At 66.3% G+C, this 15,999-nt stretch carries 14 protein-coding genes; 5 read left to right on the top strand and 9 right to left on the bottom strand.

Features of this window, described 5'->3' with window-relative positions; all coding sequences use genetic code 11:
* Positions 1 to 41 precede the first annotated feature (41 nt).
* On the top strand, positions 42 to 770 hold the full coding sequence (gene aqpZ / locus ACQY4S_RS10100) for an aquaporin Z (protein WP_428485072.1): 729 nt from the start codon (positions 42 to 44) through the stop codon (positions 768 to 770).
* A 195-nt stretch (positions 771 to 965) separates the two neighbouring features.
* On the opposite strand, the gene ACQY4S_RS10095 is transcribed toward aqpZ, so the two are convergent.
* From ACQY4S_RS10095 to ACQY4S_RS10065, 7 genes are all read right to left on the bottom strand, one after another.
* Entirely contained in the window at positions 966 to 1,397 is a 432-nt protein-coding gene (locus ACQY4S_RS10095) for an NUDIX hydrolase (RefSeq protein WP_428485071.1), read from the bottom strand.
* Entirely contained in the window at positions 1,394 to 2,440 is a 1,047-nt protein-coding gene (locus tag ACQY4S_RS10090; protein ID WP_428485070.1) for a DUF4340 domain-containing protein, read from the bottom strand. Before ACQY4S_RS10090 ends, ACQY4S_RS10095 begins: the two co-directional genes overlap by 4 nt.
* Before the next feature lie 280 nt (positions 2,441 to 2,720).
* Positions 2,721 to 4,637: a GldG family protein gene (locus ACQY4S_RS10085; RefSeq protein WP_428485069.1), complete on the bottom strand. Its 1,917-nt coding sequence runs from the start codon at positions 4,635 to 4,637 to the stop codon at positions 2,721 to 2,723.
* Between the two features lie 4 nt (positions 4,638 to 4,641).
* Complete coding sequence (locus ACQY4S_RS10080) at positions 4,642 to 5,373, bottom strand: ABC transporter permease subunit (RefSeq protein WP_428485068.1); 732 nt, start codon at positions 5,371 to 5,373, stop codon at positions 4,642 to 4,644.
* Between the two features lie 85 nt (positions 5,374 to 5,458).
* On the bottom strand, positions 5,459 to 6,220 hold the full coding sequence (locus ACQY4S_RS10075; RefSeq protein WP_428485067.1) for an ABC transporter ATP-binding protein: 762 nt from the start codon (positions 6,218 to 6,220) through the stop codon (positions 5,459 to 5,461).
* A 285-nt stretch (positions 6,221 to 6,505) separates the two neighbouring features.
* Positions 6,506 to 7,135: a hypothetical protein gene (locus tag ACQY4S_RS10070; protein ID WP_428485066.1), complete on the bottom strand. Its 630-nt coding sequence runs from the start codon at positions 7,133 to 7,135 to the stop codon at positions 6,506 to 6,508.
* A gap of 430 nt (positions 7,136 to 7,565) precedes the next feature.
* On the bottom strand, positions 7,566 to 8,135 hold the full coding sequence (locus ACQY4S_RS10065) for a hypothetical protein (protein WP_428485065.1): 570 nt from the start codon (positions 8,133 to 8,135) through the stop codon (positions 7,566 to 7,568).
* Positions 8,136 to 8,537: 402 nt separating this feature from the next.
* Here ACQY4S_RS10065 and ACQY4S_RS10060 point away from each other — a divergent pair, with 402 nt between their 5' ends.
* Entirely contained in the window at positions 8,538 to 9,155 is a 618-nt protein-coding gene (locus ACQY4S_RS10060) for a hypothetical protein (protein ID WP_428485064.1), read from the top strand.
* A gap of 86 nt (positions 9,156 to 9,241) precedes the next feature.
* Here the strand turns inward: ACQY4S_RS10060 and ACQY4S_RS10055 are convergent, their stop codons facing one another.
* The gene (locus ACQY4S_RS10055; RefSeq protein WP_428485063.1) at positions 9,242 to 11,128 is read right to left on the bottom strand and encodes an AMP-binding protein; all 1,887 of its coding nucleotides are present in this window, start codon (positions 11,126 to 11,128) and stop codon (positions 9,242 to 9,244) included.
* Between the two features lie 117 nt (positions 11,129 to 11,245).
* On the opposite strand from ACQY4S_RS10055, the gene ACQY4S_RS10050 reads away from it, so the two are divergent.
* The 3 genes from ACQY4S_RS10050 to ACQY4S_RS10040 all read left to right on the top strand — a co-directional run bounded on the left by ACQY4S_RS10050 (position 11,246) and on the right by ACQY4S_RS10040 (position 14,506).
* Positions 11,246 to 12,007: an SDR family NAD(P)-dependent oxidoreductase gene (locus tag ACQY4S_RS10050; protein WP_428485062.1), complete on the top strand. Its 762-nt coding sequence runs from the start codon at positions 11,246 to 11,248 to the stop codon at positions 12,005 to 12,007.
* 76 nt (positions 12,008 to 12,083) lie between these two features.
* Positions 12,084 to 13,157, top strand: coding sequence for an IS4 family transposase (locus ACQY4S_RS10045; protein WP_428483734.1), 1,074 nt, complete (start codon positions 12,084 to 12,086; stop codon positions 13,155 to 13,157).
* Between the two features lie 275 nt (positions 13,158 to 13,432).
* The gene (locus ACQY4S_RS10040; RefSeq protein ID WP_428483734.1) at positions 13,433 to 14,506 is read left to right on the top strand and encodes an IS4 family transposase; all 1,074 of its coding nucleotides are present in this window, start codon (positions 13,433 to 13,435) and stop codon (positions 14,504 to 14,506) included.
* 251 nt (positions 14,507 to 14,757) lie between these two features.
* Here the strand turns inward: ACQY4S_RS10040 and ACQY4S_RS10035 are convergent, their stop codons facing one another.
* The gene (locus ACQY4S_RS10035; RefSeq protein ID WP_428485061.1) at positions 14,758 to 15,996 is read right to left on the bottom strand and encodes an ABC transporter substrate-binding protein; all 1,239 of its coding nucleotides are present in this window, start codon (positions 15,994 to 15,996) and stop codon (positions 14,758 to 14,760) included.
* Positions 15,997 to 15,999: the final 3 nt, after the last annotated feature.

Here is a 15,999-nt window from a genome sequence, read left to right as displayed (position 1 = left end):
AAAGCGGACGTTCCGCGATTGGGGGATCCATGCAGACCGACATGTCAAGACGCGTCACCGCCGAATTCTTTGGAACTTTCTGGCTGACCTTCGGTGGCTGCGGAGCGGCCGTGCTGGCCGCCGCTTTTCCCGCCGTAGGGATCGGCTTGTTGGGTGTTTCGTTCGCTTTCGGACTGACCGTGCTGACCATGGCCTACGCCGTCGGGCATATCTCGGGCGGCCATTTCAATCCCGCCGTAACCTTGGGTCTGTGGTCGGCCGGCCGCTGCGCCAACAAGCACGTGTTACCCTACATCGTCTCGCAAGTGCTTGGCGCGGTCGCGGCGGCCGCGGTCTTGTGGCTGATCGCCTCTGGCAAGTCGGATTGGGTGCCGGCCGGCTTCGCGGCGAACGGCTATGGCGATCTCAGTCCCGGCAAGTATGGACTGGTGTCGTGTGTCGTAATCGAGGTCGTCATGACTTTCTTCTTTCTCTACATCATCATTGGCACGACCTCCAAGGGAGCGGCTTCCGGTTTCGCCGGCATCCCGATCGGCCTGGCGCTGACGCTGATCCACCTGGTTTCGATCCCGGTCACCAATACCTCCGTCAATCCGGCAAGCAGCACCGGTCCGGCGCTGTTCGCGGGCGGTGCCTACGTCGGTCAGCTATGGCTGTTCTGGTTGGCGCCGATCGCCGGCGCCATGCTCGCCGGAACGTTCTGCCGGTGGCTGTATGAACCAGACGTGCTGATCCAGACTGTCGTCGTCGAGGAGCGTGCTCCGGCCTGAAGCTCCGCCGCCGTCGGCCGTCCTTTCCACCGGAAGCGGCGGCTGCATGGCCGGCTGATCGGCTTGGCAATCGAGCAAGCGGCGCTGCGGTCTCCACCACTATGGCGACCGACGGACCGCCAGCCCCGCCCAGGCTCCGATTAGCATCCTTCCGCCACCCTCGTTCGCCGGATCAGTCAAGCAAACGCGCCGGGCTTATTCCACCAGGCGGCGGGCGATCCCGATGATCCGGTGCGCCTCCGACCACAGCGCGAATGGCTCCAGCGCACCCATCGGCGCCCACACGGCGGCGGTCACGTCGGAGCCGGCGAACGGCTCCCCGGCCTCCCACCGCGCGGCGAAATCCAGGATCGTGTAGTGGTATTGTACCCGCCCATCCGGGTCGCGCCGGATCGTGTCGACATGCGCGCAGAAATGCAGCGGACCCACCACCAGGCCGCATTCCTCATGCAGCTCCCGCCGCGCGGCTTCCTCGCAAGTCTCGCCGATTTCCTGCGCGCCGCCGGGCAGCGTCCAGGTGCCGACACCGGGCGGTTTGCCGCGCTGGCACAGCAACACCTGATCATTCTTGATGACCACGATGCCGATCCCGATGATCGGCCGAGCGGGATATTCCCGGTCGGTCACTTGGTGTCGGCGGCGGGTGCAGGGGTCGCGGGCTTAACCGGTTCCGCCGCCTTCAGGTCGCCCAACGTGGGCACCAGCGATTGCTCCTTCCAGGCGCCGATCTGGTAGGTCCAGCCGGCCAGCCGTCCCGTCAGCTTCTCGGCTTCCGCCCTGTCGCCGCCGGTGACGGCGAAACGCGCCCAAAGATCCTTGTCAGCGTGGCGCAGCGTGACGGTGACCGCAAGCCCGTCGCTGGTGGTGAACACCGCGTGGCCCGCGTCGACGCCCGGCGCATCGAAGTCGGGCGCATCGGCGTCCGCCTTCACCGCCTGGAAGGTCAGCGTCTCCAGCGCGCGCGCGACATCGTCCAACTTGTAATCTTCCAGTTTCGGATGCTCCGCCGGCTGGGTCAGCGCGAACTTGCCGTCCACCCGTCCGAACACCAGCGCCTTGTCGCCAACCACCACCGAAGCGATCCTGTCATGCGGGATGTTCAGCACATCGCGGTCCAGCCACAGCGAGGCATCCGCATCCACCTGCAGGCTGCCCTGAGCCAGCCAGGACTGGCTTTCGTCCGGTCGCCGGACATAGACCTCCTCCGGCACATTCGCCTGGCTGCGCACCCGGCGATGCCCGACGATCACCGCCAGGATTGGCTTTCCAGCGGCATCCACCACCCGCAGCAGATCGGCGGTGGAGGCGGCGGTGTTCGGATCATCCACCCCCAGCCGGCTGTACTCCGCCCGGTCGCTGGTGCGGGGTTCGGCCAGCCGCAACTCCGTCAGCGCGGTCAGCATGCCGCGCAGCTTCGTCTGCTGCACCGGGTAGTCGTGCATGGCGGCAATGCCCCAGTCGCCGTCCGGCCGCTTCTCGATGACGAGTTGTTTGCCTTGATGCGTGATCTCGACCTTCGCCGCTTTCTGCAACCGGGGCGCCAGGCCGGGAAACATCAACTTGCCCGCCGCGACCGTGGTCTGTTCGGACGGGGTGGTGGCGGTGCCGAAATACCAGCCGTGCCGATGCGCCGGCCAGCGCGACGACGCCAAGTGCCACCAGTATGGCAACCACGGCCGGCCTCATCGGCGCGGCTCCGCCAGGAACATCGTCAGACAAACCGAGTTGGTCGCGGCGACGCCGCGGCCTCGCCTCGTCATGGCGGTCGAAAGGTTGTTATTGATGGAATCATCCGCATTAACGCTGCGTCCCCTCCACGTCATGGCGGGCCTCCACCCGCCATGACGCGACTACGCAACCAGCCGGTATTCGAGGCAAACGTTTCCCACCAGATCCTGCGCACCGCCGGCGCGCCCTGGCGCTCTATCACCGGCACGCCCTGGCGCTCCATCACCGGCGCGCCCTGGCGCGACGCCGGCGCTGCACCAGCCCCATCCCGATCGCCAGCACGGTCAGCACCGCCGGAACCAGCACGATGGTGAACACGCGCATCTCGGTCTCCAGGCGCGAGATGTCGCGGTTCAGCTCCAGTTGCACCGCCCGCAGCTTGCCCCGGGTCTGAAGCACATCCTGACGCGCCGCATCGATCGCCGCGCGCTGCTCGGGCGTGATCACCGCATCCGACCGCGCCGCCTCACCACCGCCTGAACGTAATACCCGAAGCTGCTTCTCCACATCGTCCAGGTGCTGCTGCAACGTCTGCTGGGTCTGGCGGAACCGCGCCTCGGCGTCGCTCTGCATCGCAGTCACCAAGGTGAACGGCCGGTTGGTGTCGCCGCGCGACCGCAACCCGATCAGCGCGTCGCTGCCGGCCAGCGTGCCGACCAGGTTGGCGACGAAAGGGCCGTTATCGGCGAACGGGGTCGCGGTCTGCTGGCCGAAGAAGTCCGAGACTCGCACCCAGAAGCGGTCGGCCAGGATGTCGGAATCGGCCACCACCACCAGGTTCGCCGGCCCGTCCGTCTGCGCCTTGTAGGCCGGGACATTGTCCGGACGCTTCTGGGGCGCCCCATTCTTGTCCGCGGCCAGCGGCGGCGGGCCGGAGAACGCGGATTTCAGCACCCCGTGCACTCGCGCCGCGATCACCCGCGGCCCGCCCGCCACCTTGAATCCTGCCAGCACCTTTGCCGGATCGGGCGTCTTGACCTCGTCCACCGGAATCAGCCCGCTGCGATCGCTGCTGGTCAGCAGCGGGGTGAAATCGATCGACGCCCCCGGTGCCTTCGCCAGGAAACCGGAGGACGCCACCGTGACCTGCTGCAGGTCGGCGGTCGCCGGATCGTTGTGGTTCACGCCGTCGCGAATGTTGAACCAGGCGACGTAGTTCACCGCCTGCACGGCATCATTGCCGCCGGCCCGCACCCGCCAGGCACCCGTCAGATCGCCCACGACCTTGGTCGGATCGAACTGGATGCCCCAGGCGTCGAACAGCCGCTTCAGGTCAGAATGCGCATCCTGCGTCGGCATGCCGGTGGCGGAGGGGGCCGAGGCCATCGTCTCGCTCCAGGGATCAACCATCGCCATCAGCTTGCCGCCGCGCATGACGAACTGGTCGATCGCATACAGCGTCGCCGGCGACAGGTTCTGCGCCTCCGCCACCAGCAGCACCTGGATATCCGGATCGATCACCTGCGCGTCCGTCGCCACCGTCTTCACCGTATTGGTCTGCCGCAGCAGCTCAGCCGACGCGTAAGGTTGGCCGCCGGGACCGCGGCCTTGCGTCATCATCATGCTGCGCGGATCGCCATCCAGCGGCAGCGAGGACATCACGCCCACCACCGGCCGCTTCGGGTTGGACAGCTCATACACCAGCTTGGTCAGGTCGTACTCCAGGAAGCGCTCCCGGTCGGCCTGGAAGAACGGAATGGTGCGCTCGTCGTCCTCCAGATTGGTGCCGGCCAGGCCAAAGTAGATCTGCGAGCCGCCCTGATCCAGCGGCACGCCTTGCAGGCCATAGGCCATGGCGCGGTCCTCGGTATCGCTGAACGGCTCCGGGTCGTAGAAATCCAGCTTCACCTTGCCATGCGAATCCGCCGCGTAGTCGCGCAGCATCTCCCGCACATGATCAGCGTAGCTGCCATAGGCCGGCACGGTGCTGCCCAACTGCCGCGAGTAGAACAGCCGCAGCGTCACCGGCTCCTTCAAGCCGGCCAGGATCTGTCGTGTGCCGGCCGACAGGGTGTAGATCCGGCCCTGCGTCAGGTCGAGCTGGACGTTCGCCAGCCTGGCGTCGGCGAACAGGTTGATGCCGATGGCGATCGCCGCGACGGCGATGACACCGACGATGGAGTAGGTCACCCGGCGCATCGGCTCAGTCCGCCTTCCGTTGGTCGACCAGCACGGTGTTCAGGAACAGCCAGAAGCCGATGAACGTGACGAAATAGATCAGGTCGCGCAGCGAGATGATGCCGCGGGTGAAGTCGGTGAAGCGGTCGATCACCGCGAGCCTGCGGGTGAAGGCGCCCAGCGCCGGGATGGCGTGCGACAGGAAATCGTTGACGATCGGATTGGAGGCGACGGCGAAGACGAAGCAGACCGCCACCGCCAGCACGAAGGCGATGACCTGGTTCCGCGTCGCCGCCGACATGGCCGCACCGACCGACAGGAACGCGCCGGCGATCAACAGGCAGCCGACATAGCCGGAGGCGATCACCCCGTTGTCCGGGCTTCCCAGGATGTTCACCGCGATGACGAACGGGAACGTCAGAATCAGCGCGATCGCGCAGAACGCCCAGGCGGCAATGAATTTCCCCAGCACCGCCTGACCCTGCGTCACCGGCAGTGTCAGCAGCAGCTCGATGGTGCCGAGGCGGCGTTCCTCCGCCCAGAGCCGCATGGTGATGGCGGGGATCAGCAGCAGGAAGACCCAGGGAATGAAGGTGAAGAACGCATTCAGGTCGGCTTGTCCGCGGTCGAAGAACTGGCCCAGGTTGAAGGTCAGCGTACCTTGCAGGACCAGAAAGATGACGATGAACACGGTCGCGACGGGCGTGGCGAAATAGGCCCGCAGCTCACGCCCGGCAATCACCAAGGTGGTTCTCATGCGCCGCGTGCTCCACCGCCGGAGCCGTGACTCGAGCACGGCGAAACACCAGCCGCCTGCGGCCGATCCCGGTTGTTGCCGGCCATCAAGCCGCCTCCGGCATAGTCAGTTGGCGAAACACTGCCTCCAGCCGCCCCGACGGGTGCCGTTCACCCAGCGCCCGCGGCGTTTCATCGGCAACGATGCGGCCGCCGGCGATGACAATTGCGCGGGAGCAGACCGCGTCCACTTCCTCCAGGATATGGGTCGAGATCACGATCGCCTTGTTCGGCGCCATTCGCTCGATCAACAGACGCGCCTCGTGCTTTTGGTTCGGGTCCAGCCCGTCGGTGGGTTCGTCCAGCACCAGCACCGGCGGGTCGTGCAGCAGCGCCTGCGCCAGTCCAACGCGGCGCTTGAAGCCTTTCGACAGCGTCTCCACCGGCTGCAGCCGCACGCCTTGCAGTGTCGTCAGCGTCAGTGCGTGGTCCACCCGGTCCGTCAGTTCCCTGCCGGAATAGCCGCGAACCTGCGCGCAGAAGCGCAGGAAACCGGCGACCGACATCTCCGGATAAGTGGGCGCGCCTTCCGGCAGGAACCCGAGCAGGCGTCTGGCGGCAACGCTGTCGGTCTGCACGTCGTGGCCCTGGATGCGCGCGGTCCCGGCGGTCGGGATCATGAACCCGGCCAGCATGCGCATGGTGGTCGATTTGCCGGCGCCGTTGGGACCGAGGAAGCCCAGAACCTCACCCCGCCGAACCTGGAACGAAAGATCATCCACCGCGGTGAAGCCGCCGAAGCGCTTGGTCAGATGGTCAATCTCGATCAGCGCCGGCTGATCCGGTGCGTCCTGGACGCGCTCTGTCACGCTGCGTTCCCCATTGTCCCCATGGGATACCATTCCGCGTTTGTCCCCGTGGGACACCATTCCGCATTTGTCCCCATGGGACACCATTCCCCGTTGCGTCCCATGGGACACTCTTGAAGAGCATCCCAACCGGGGCGGGGACATACCGGAACCTTGCGTCCATGCAAACCGCTGTAGCGCTTTGTGACGACAGATTAATACCGGCGTCCGAAGGGACCGCCTGATACGGTTGCGCGCACCGGGAGCGCGTGCTTACGTCGAAACGTGCCGACGCGATTGCCGCCGTCAGGCGGCCGCACGTCGCATCCCCCAGCCACGATGCAGCGTCGCTGCGAGACTAAGACAAGGCGCGGCGACACATAAGCCGGCGAACGGCACGTAGCCCAGCAGATACCAGGCTGCGTGATGCGCAACGTTTGTGTGAAGCACCGAAAGCACGAAGTCGCGCGCGAACGCGATCAGGATGTAGTTCATCCCTACGATTCGCAGCAGGCGCCAAAGCCTCGGGCCGAGCGCCGCCGACAGCCGTCCGAAGGACAAGGCCATCAGCAGATAGGTCCAGAAGAGTCCGATCGCGAAGAAAACGAACAGCGTTCCGCCGAGGGGCAGGCGCTGTGTCACCCAGTAAAGCCAGACAAGCAGGCCGACATGAACCAGAAGTGCAGACGCGAAGGCCAGGCCAAGCTCCCGGCCGCGCCGCGCCAGCAGCGCGAACGCTGGCCCGAACAGCTTGGCCATCGCCCTTCCTGCATAGGCCAACCAGAACGGCAGAAACGACCAGCGCGCTGTCAGCCGCAGTGCCATCCGGGTGCTCTCCGCATCCGTTCCGCGAACGCCGAGAACCGCCGCGGCCACGGCGAACCCCACCGCGAAAGCCATGCCCATGTACAGCCCTGCAACAGGTTTGCGCTGCATCCTCTGCCCCATCAACGTCCCGCTCATTCTAGAAGCATGAATCGACGCTCAACAAGTCTCCTGCCGTGGCGGATCGGCTGACCCGCCACGGCTGGCGTTGCGCCAGGATGCCCCAGTCGCGGCACGTGTTCAGTCGCGGCACGTGTTCAGTCGCGGCACGTGTTCAGTCGCGGCACGTGTTCAGTCGCGGCACGTGTTCAGTCGCGGCACGTGTTCAGTCGCGGCACGTGTTCAGTCGCGGCACGTGTTCAGTCGCGGCACGTGTTCAGTCGCGGCACGTGTTCAGTCGCGGCACGTGTTCAGTCGCGGCACGTGTTCAGTCGCGGCACGTGTTCAGTCGCGGCACGTGTTCAGTCGCGGCACGTGTTCAGTCGCGGCGCGTGTTCAGTCGCGGCACGTGTTTGCCAATGATCGCTCAGCCAATGATCGCTCAATTGAACATCGCGTCCACCGCATCCTGCATCAGGTCGGGGTCGTCCGCCTCGACCGGGTCCGTCCCAGCAGGCGGATTGCCGTCCTCGGCCGGCGCCATCTCGGTCAGTATGGTTTCAACCTGCTGGAGATGCTGGATCGCCCTGCGGATGCGCTGACCGGTGACATCCTGAAACGTGCAGGCCTCGAAGATCGCGTTCACCCTCTCCGCTGCCGCCTCGATCGATGCCGGGTCGCGCCGGCCTTCCCGCAACCAGTCGCCGATCGCCTCGGCGGCTTCCATGATACGGTTGGCGGCGGTCTCGGTCGCCTGCACCACGGCTTCCAGTTCCAGCCCGCTGTTGCGGGTCGCCGCCGTCGGCATCGCCAGAACGCCGACGATCTGTTCGCGGATCCCCTTGATCTGAGCCGACAGGTTGTTTTCCGAAAAATCCATCAACTGGGTGGTGGCGTGGACCTCGGCACTGAGTTCGGCAATGCGCCGGTCAACGAATACGCGCAGCGAGTCGACTTCAGTGCGGATGGTCGCGCATACGGCCTGCTGGATCTGGTCTGCCTGGTTCGCCACGTGCCGTCCCTTGTCGAAAGCCCTATCAGACCGGTCCGCGGTTAAAATTTGATGAATCGCCATGGCAATTCAGCGCGGGGAATTCAGCGCCGCGTCGGGTCACGACCCGCTGTGTCATGCTTTGTGGAGTCACGCTTTACCGGGTCATGCCCTGCCACGGGTTGGCTCGCGCGGTGGCGCGGCTGAAAGACTCGCAGCCGATGTGCCGCCCTTGGGCGGGAAACACCCGAACCGGATCGCGCCGCGGTCGGTCTCGGCATGATCGCGTTCGCGGTACGGGACGGCCCCAACATCATCATGACCGGCGCATTTAACAGGTTGCCGCATCCCATCACACTCGCTATCGACCCCTACCGGAGGCTGGCCAAACCGGTCCCGCCATTTCATAGGAAGGAAAACGCAATGCGTGCTCGCAGTCTGACGTCCCTGCTGGCGGTCTGCCTGCTTACCGCGGCGGCCACCCTGCCAGCCGCGGCGCAAACCGCGCCGCCCACCCGAATTCGCGGCACCATTGAGTCCGACACCGCCAACAAGCTGACGGTCAAGGCTCGCGACGGCCAGACGGTCGACATCGCGCTGACCCAGCCGCTGATGGTTCTGACGGTCAAGAAGCTGGACCTCGCCGCGATCAAGCCGAACTCGTACGTTGGCATCGCCACCCGAACCGGCGCCGGCGGCGTCATGCAGGCCATCGAGGTCCTGGTGTTCCCCGAGGCCGGCCGCGGCTCCGGCGAAGGCAGCTATCCCTGGGATCTGGAACCCGGCAGCACGATGACGAACGGCACGGTCGAGGGCGCGGTCAAGGCGAGCACCGCGCTGCAGCTTACGGTCGACTACAAGGGCGGCACCAAGACGATCCAGGTCGCGCCAGGCGCACCGGTGGTGACCATTGCGCCGGCACAACGGTCTGATCTGAAGCCAGGTGCGCCGGTGTTCATAGGTGCCACGAAAAGCGCCGACGGCGCGCTCAGCGCCGGGCGGGTCATCGTTGGCACCAACGGTGTCGCACCACCGATGTGATCGCTGCTCGGCCTTCAATTGCCAGACTAGAAGCGCGCTCTCATCCACCGTGTGATGGCCTGGCTTGCCCTCGCTCGTGATAAACCCTACCGCGCCAACACCACCCGCAACGCCTCCAACGCGCCCGGATCCTCGATCGTCGGCGGCACCGGCGCGACCTCGCCGTCGGCGATCTTGCGAATGCTCGCGCGCAGGATTTTGCCCGACCGGGTCTTCGGCAAGCGTGCCACAACGCGTGCGTCCTTGAACGCCGCGACCGGTCCGATGCGTTCGCGCACCAGTGCCACCAGTTCGGCGGCAACCTCGGCTTCCGGCCGGTCGACGCCAGATTTCAGCACCACCAGACCAATTGGAGTCTGGCCCTTCAACGCGTCCTTCGCGCCAATCACGGCACATTCCGCCACGTCCTTGTGCGACGCCAGCACCTCCTCCATCGATCCGGTCGACAGACGATGGCCGGCGACATTGATGATGTCGTCGGTGCGGCCCATGACCCAGACGTCGCCGTCCGCGTCCACCATGCCAGCGTCGCCGGTGCGGTACCAGCCGGGGAAGTCGGACAGGTAGGCGGCGCGATATCCCTCATCATTCTGCCACAACGTGGGACCGCAGCCGGGTGGCAGCGGCAACCGGAGCGACAGGTTGCCGGTTTCGCCCGACGGCAGCACGCGGCCCTCGTCGTCCAGCGCGTGCAGGTCATAGCCGGGGCAGGGGCGCCCGCCGGAGCCTGGCTTGAACGGGAACAGCCCGAACTGGCGAAAGCCGGCGGTGATCGGCCAGCCGGTCTCGGTCTGCCACCAGTGGTCCACCACCGGCTTGCCAAGCAGTTCGTGCGCCCACATCGCGGTCGGCGGGTCGCAACGCTCCCCGGCCAAATACAACGCTTCCAGGCAGGACAGGTCGTGGCCGCGCAGGAGCGCACCATCGGGGTCCTGCTGCTTGATGGCGCGCATCGCGGTCGGCGCGGTGAACAGCACCTTCACCCGGTGCTGCGCGACCACCCGCCAGAACGCGCCGGCATCCGGCGTGCCGACCGGCTTGCCCTCGTACATCATTGACGTGCAGCAACGCAGCAGCGGCGCATAGACGATGTAGCTGTGCCCGACCACCCACCCGACATCCGATGCGGTCCAGAACACATCCCCCGCCTCCAGACCATAGATCATCCGCATGGAGTTCCACAGCACCACCGCGTGCCCGCCATTGTCCCGCACGACGCCCTTGGGCCGGCCGGTGGTGCCGGAGGTATACAGGACATACAGCGGATCGGTCGCCAGCACCGGCACGCAAGGATGCGGTTCGGCCGCCTCGACCGCCGCGTGGAAATCATGGTCGCGACCGGCGGCCAGTGTGGCCTGGTCCTGCGGCCGTTGCAGGATCAGGCAGGCGTCCGGCTTGTGCGGCGACATCGCGATCGCCGCATCCAGCAGCGGCTTGTATTTGACCACCCGGCCAGGCTCCAGCCCGCAGGAGGCTGAGATGATGACCTTCGGCTTGGCGTCGTCGATCCGCGTCGCCAGCTCCGCCGCCGCGAAGCCGCCGAACACCACCGAGTGCACGGCGCCAAGGCGAGCAGTCGCAAGCATGGCAATGGCGGCCTCGGGAACCATCGGCATGTAGATGACCACTCGGTCGCCTCGCCGCACACCCAGGGCGGCCAACGCGCCGGCCAGCTTTTCGGTGCGGGCCAGCAGATCGCCGTAGGTGAAGGTCTCCACCCGTCCGGCCATCGGGCTGTCCCAGATCAGGGCCGCCTGTTCCCCATGGCCGGCGATCACGTGCCGATCGAGGCAGTTAAAGCAGGTGTTCAGCATGGCCCCCGAAAACCACTGGCCGAAGGCGCCGAGCGACGGGTCGAACACCTGGTCCCAGCAGCGATCCCAGTCGATGCCCTGTGCCTCTTGTGCCCACCAGGCCGCCGGCTCATGCATCCAGGCGCCATACGCGTCCGCATAGGATGTCGCTTTGGTCATGCTGCGTTGCTCCCGTTGTCATCGGGTTTTCCAGCCGGACTGCCTCACCGGTCAAGACAGGCTTGCGTCCCGCCCGCGCTGATGGTTTCTGCGGCGACGGGATGCAAGGGGGTGCGGATGCGGATCAACGGACTGGCGGCGGTGGTGACGGGCGGCGGTTCCGGCCTGGGTGCGGCGACGGTGGCGCACCTGGCGGAACTGGGCGCCAAGGTCGCCGTGGTGGACATCAACCAGGCGGCGGCGGAGGCTCAGGCGGCGCGGATCGGCGGCATCGGCATCGCCTGCGACGTGGCCGACGCGGCCTCCGGTGAAGCCGCCTTCGCCGCCGCCCGCGCTGCCCATGGGCCCGCGCGCATCCTGGTGAACTGCGCCGGGATCGGCACCGCCGGCCGCATCGTCGGCCGCGACGGGCCGCTGAAGCTGGAGGCGTTCGAGCGGGTCATCCGCGTCAACCTGATCGGCAGCTTCAACATGCTCCGTCTGGCCGCCGCCGAAATGAGCCAGGCCGACCCGTTGGAGGAGAACGAGCGGGGCGTGATCATCAACACCGCCTCGATCGCCGCGTATGAGGGCCAGGTCGGCCAACCCGCCTACGCCGCGTCGAAGGGCGGCGTGATCGGCATGACGTTGCCGGCGGCGCGCGAGTTGGCGCGTGCCGGCGTGCGGGTGGTCACGATCGCCCCCGGCCTGTTCCAGACGCCGATGGTGGACGGCCTGCCGCCGGACGTGCAGGCCAGCCTCGGCGCCGGTGTCCCGTTCCCGCCCCGTCTTGGGCGGCCCAGCGAATACGCCGACCTGGTGGCGCATATCGTCGGCAACCGGTTCCTGAACGGAGAGGTGATCCGGCTGGACGGCGCGCTGCGGATGCCGCCGCGGTAGGCGAAGGCGAGGGGCGGAGCCCCATAAGCGCTAGGATAGGATTGACACGGCACGTTTTGGCGTGATTCCGGGGCAGATGCAAACCGCATTGTTTCATCTGGATCATTGGCCAAGCGTCGTCGGCCACGTCTCTTCGCTGATTGATCTGGAGGTCAGCGCCCGGACGCACAAAGCCCTGGTGCGCAAACGTGGCGTGCGCAGCGCGGCCGACCTGCTGCATCTGGCTCTCCTCTACGGCCCCGGCAGGCTATCGCTGCGTGCGGTCGCCAGCCATGCCACCGAAGCCGGGATTGCCGATCTCTGTGACGTCTCGCTGCTGGATCGATTGCGCAATTCGGGTGATTTCCTGGCTGATGTGCTGGACCGGCTGCTGGCGGATCGTCGCGGCGACACGCCAATGGAGGGGCGCCTGCAACTCAACCTGGTGGATGGCTCCACGGTCTCGATCCCGGGCAGTAAAGGCAGTGACTGGCGGCTTCACGCGCGCTATGAACCGGCGCGCGGCTGTTTTACCGATCTTGCGATGACCAAGGCCGCCACGGCCGAAGCGCTCAGTTGCGTGGCGGTGCGGCCCGGTGATGTTCTGGTGCAGGATCGTGGCTATGCGCGGGTGCGCAACTTTGCCCATGCCCACGCCAACCAGGCGGACTTCATCACCCGGATCGGCTGGCGCTCGGTGAACGTGTTCGATGCGTCGCGGCAGGCCTTTGATCTGGTCGCGGCGCTGTCCGACAACGGCCCGTCGGTGGTGGAACACGCCGTGTCAATCGGCGCCGGCCGCGCCCCGGTGCGCGCGCGCCTGATCATCGCGCGCAAGCCGCCCGAGGCGACCGAGCGCCAGCACAAGAGGCTGCACCGCAAGGCCAGTCGCAAGGGCCACAAGACCGATCCGCGCACCCTGAGGGCGGCTGGATACATGATGCTGCTGACCTCGCTGTCGCCAGAACAGGCGACAGCGGCGGAGGTCGTGCGGCTCTACCGCATGCGCTGGCAGGTGGAACTCGCGTTCAAACGACTGAAAAGCCTGGGCGGCTTTGCGGCGTTGCAAGCAAGCGATCCCAAGCTCGCGCGCAGTTGGCTGCTCGCTCATCTCATCGCCGCCGTGCTGATCGAGACTTCGCTGGGCGAGGATCTCGGCTTTCCCCCCTGAGCCAACATCTGGCCGTGCAACCCGTCACGCCAGCCTTTGGCGGGTTTGGCAATCCAACCACCGCCGTCTGCAAGTGGCTCTGTTCGCACAACCCCGAAGACGCCGCAGCCTGGCGACCCGCAGAACGGCACGCAGGCGGCTGGCCGAGCCGCCCAGAAAGCGCCGCTGCCAAGACAAAGACGCTAAAAATGCCTTATCCTAGCGCTTATGGGGCGGAGCCCCATAAGCGCTAGGATAGGATTGACACGGCACGTTTTGGCGTGATTCCGGGGCAGATGCAAACCGCATTGTTTCATCTGGATCATTGGCCAAGCGTCGTCGGCCACGTCTCTTCGCTGATTGATCTGGAGGTCAGCGCCCGGACGCACAAAGCCCTGGTGCGCAAACGTGGCGTGCGCAGCGCGGCCGACCTGCTGCATCTGGCTCTCCTCTACGGCCCCGGCAGGCTATCGCTGCGTGCGGTCGCCAGCCATGCCACCGAAGCCGGGATTGCCGATCTCTGTGACGTCTCGCTGCTGGATCGATTGCGCAATTCGGGTGATTTCCTGGCTGATGTGCTGGACCGGCTGCTGGCGGATCGTCGCGGCGACACGCCAATGGAGGGGCGCCTGCAACTCAACCTGGTGGATGGCTCCACGGTCTCGATCCCGGGCAGTAAAGGCAGTGACTGGCGGCTTCACGCGCGCTATGAACCGGCGCGCGGCTGTTTTACCGATCTTGCGATGACCAAGGCCGCCACGGCCGAAGCGCTCAGTTGCGTGGCGGTGCGGCCCGGTGATGTTCTGGTGCAGGATCGTGGCTATGCGCGGGTGCGCAACTTTGCCCATGCCCACGCCAACCAGGCGGACTTCATCACCCGGATCGGCTGGCGCTCGGTGAACGTGTTCGATGCGTCGCGGCAGGCCTTTGATCTGGTCGCGGCGCTGTCCGACAACGGCCCGTCGGTGGTGGAACACGCCGTGTCAATCGGCGCCGGCCGCGCCCCGGTGCGCGCGCGCCTGATCATCGCGCGCAAGCCGCCCGAGGCGACCGAGCGCCAGCACAAGAGGCTGCACCGCAAGGCCAGTCGCAAGGGCCACAAGACCGATCCGCGCACCCTGAGGGCGGCTGGATACATGATGCTGCTGACCTCGCTGTCGCCAGAACAGGCGACAGCGGCGGAGGTCGTGCGGCTCTACCGCATGCGCTGGCAGGTGGAACTCGCGTTCAAACGACTGAAAAGCCTGGGCGGCTTTGCGGCGTTGCAAGCAAGCGATCCCAAGCTCGCGCGCAGTTGGCTGCTCGCTCATCTCATCGCCGCCGTGCTGATCGAGACTTCGCTGGGCGAGGATCTCGGCTTTCCCCCCTGAGCCAACATCTGGCCGTGCAACCCGTCACGCCAGCCTTTGGCGGGTTTGGCAATCCAACCACCGCCGTCTGCAAGTGGCTCTGTTCGCACAACCCCGAAGACGCCGCAGCCTGGCGACCCGCAGAACGGCACGCAGGCGGCTGGCCGAGCCGCCCAGAAAGCGCCGCTGCCAAGACAAAGACGCTAAAAATGCCTTATCCTAGCGCTTATGGGGCTCCGCCCCTTAGCGGGTCCAGGGCAGAGCCCTGGCCTTCAGCTATGCACCATCGGGCAGCCGCCCGCGGTCAGCGGCCTGAACCCTTGATCGGCCGGCGTGGTAGCCAGCAGCTTGTAATAGTCCCAGGGATACTTGCTCTCCGCCGCCGTCTTGACCTCGTACAAATACACCGGATGCAAAGCGCGGCCGTCGGCGCGAATGCTGCCCGGACCGAAGCAATCGTCATCGGTCGGCATCGCCTTCATGCGGCCGACCGTCGCCGCGCCGCTCTTCTTCGCCTCGGCGACGCCCATCGCCGCGACAGCCTTCAGGTAGTGGAACGTCCCGGCATAGCATCCGGCCTGTCCCATCCCGGCCCGCGCGTTACCGATCTGCGGCTGCAGCCGCTTGCTGAACGCGCGCGTGCGGTCGTCGCGGTCCCAGTAGAACGTGTTGGAAACCACGATCCCGTGCGCCGTCTGCAATCCCAGCGCATGAATATCGCTGATGAACACCAGCAGGCCGGCGAGTTTCACGCCCTTTCCGGTAATGCCGAACTCGCCCGCCTGCTTGATCGAGTTGACGGTGTCGCTGCCGGCGTTGCACAGGCCGATCACCTTGGCGCCGCTGGACTGCGCCTGGATCAGGAACGACGAGAAATCGCTGGTGCCGAGCGGCGCCAGCACGTTGCCGAGCACCTTGCCGCCGGCCTGTGTGACGAAGTTGCTGGTGTCGCGCTCCAGCGCATGACCGAACGCGTAGTCGGCGGTGATGAAGAACCAGCTATCGCCGCCCGCCTTCACCATGGCCCCGCCGGTGGAATGCGCCAGCATCCAGGTGTCCATCGTCCAGTGCACCGTGGTCGGGGCGCATTGCGGTCCGGTCAGATCGGCGGTGGCGGCCGGTGAGTTGATGAACGCCTTGTCCAGGTTCTTGCAGACCCCTGCGACGGCCAACGCAACCGCGCTGTTCGGCGTGTCGGTGATCATGTCGACGCCGTCCCGTTCGATCCATTGCCGTGCGAGGCTGGCGCCGACATCAGGCTTGTTCTGGTGGTCGCCGGTAATGATTTCCACCGGAATGTTTCGTCCGGCCGCCTTGCTGTCGGCGACCGCCAGCTTCACCGCCGCGATAGCGATGGGACCACTGAGATCGCGGTAGACCCCCGACTCGTCGCCCAGCACGCCGATCTTGATCGTCGGCGACTGCGCGCGGGCGGGCAGGCCAGTTGTGGCGGCGATGGCCGCGCCTCCCAGAAGGCTGTTTCCCAGCAGGCCGCGTCGGGTCAACACCATGAT

The organism is Rhodopila sp. (genome assembly GCF_965276935.1).
GTDB lineage: Bacteria > Pseudomonadota > Alphaproteobacteria > Acetobacterales > Acetobacteraceae > Rhodopila.
The sequence above is the reverse complement of the archived record's forward strand: the minus strand, read 5'-3'. Positions and strand labels throughout refer to the sequence as shown.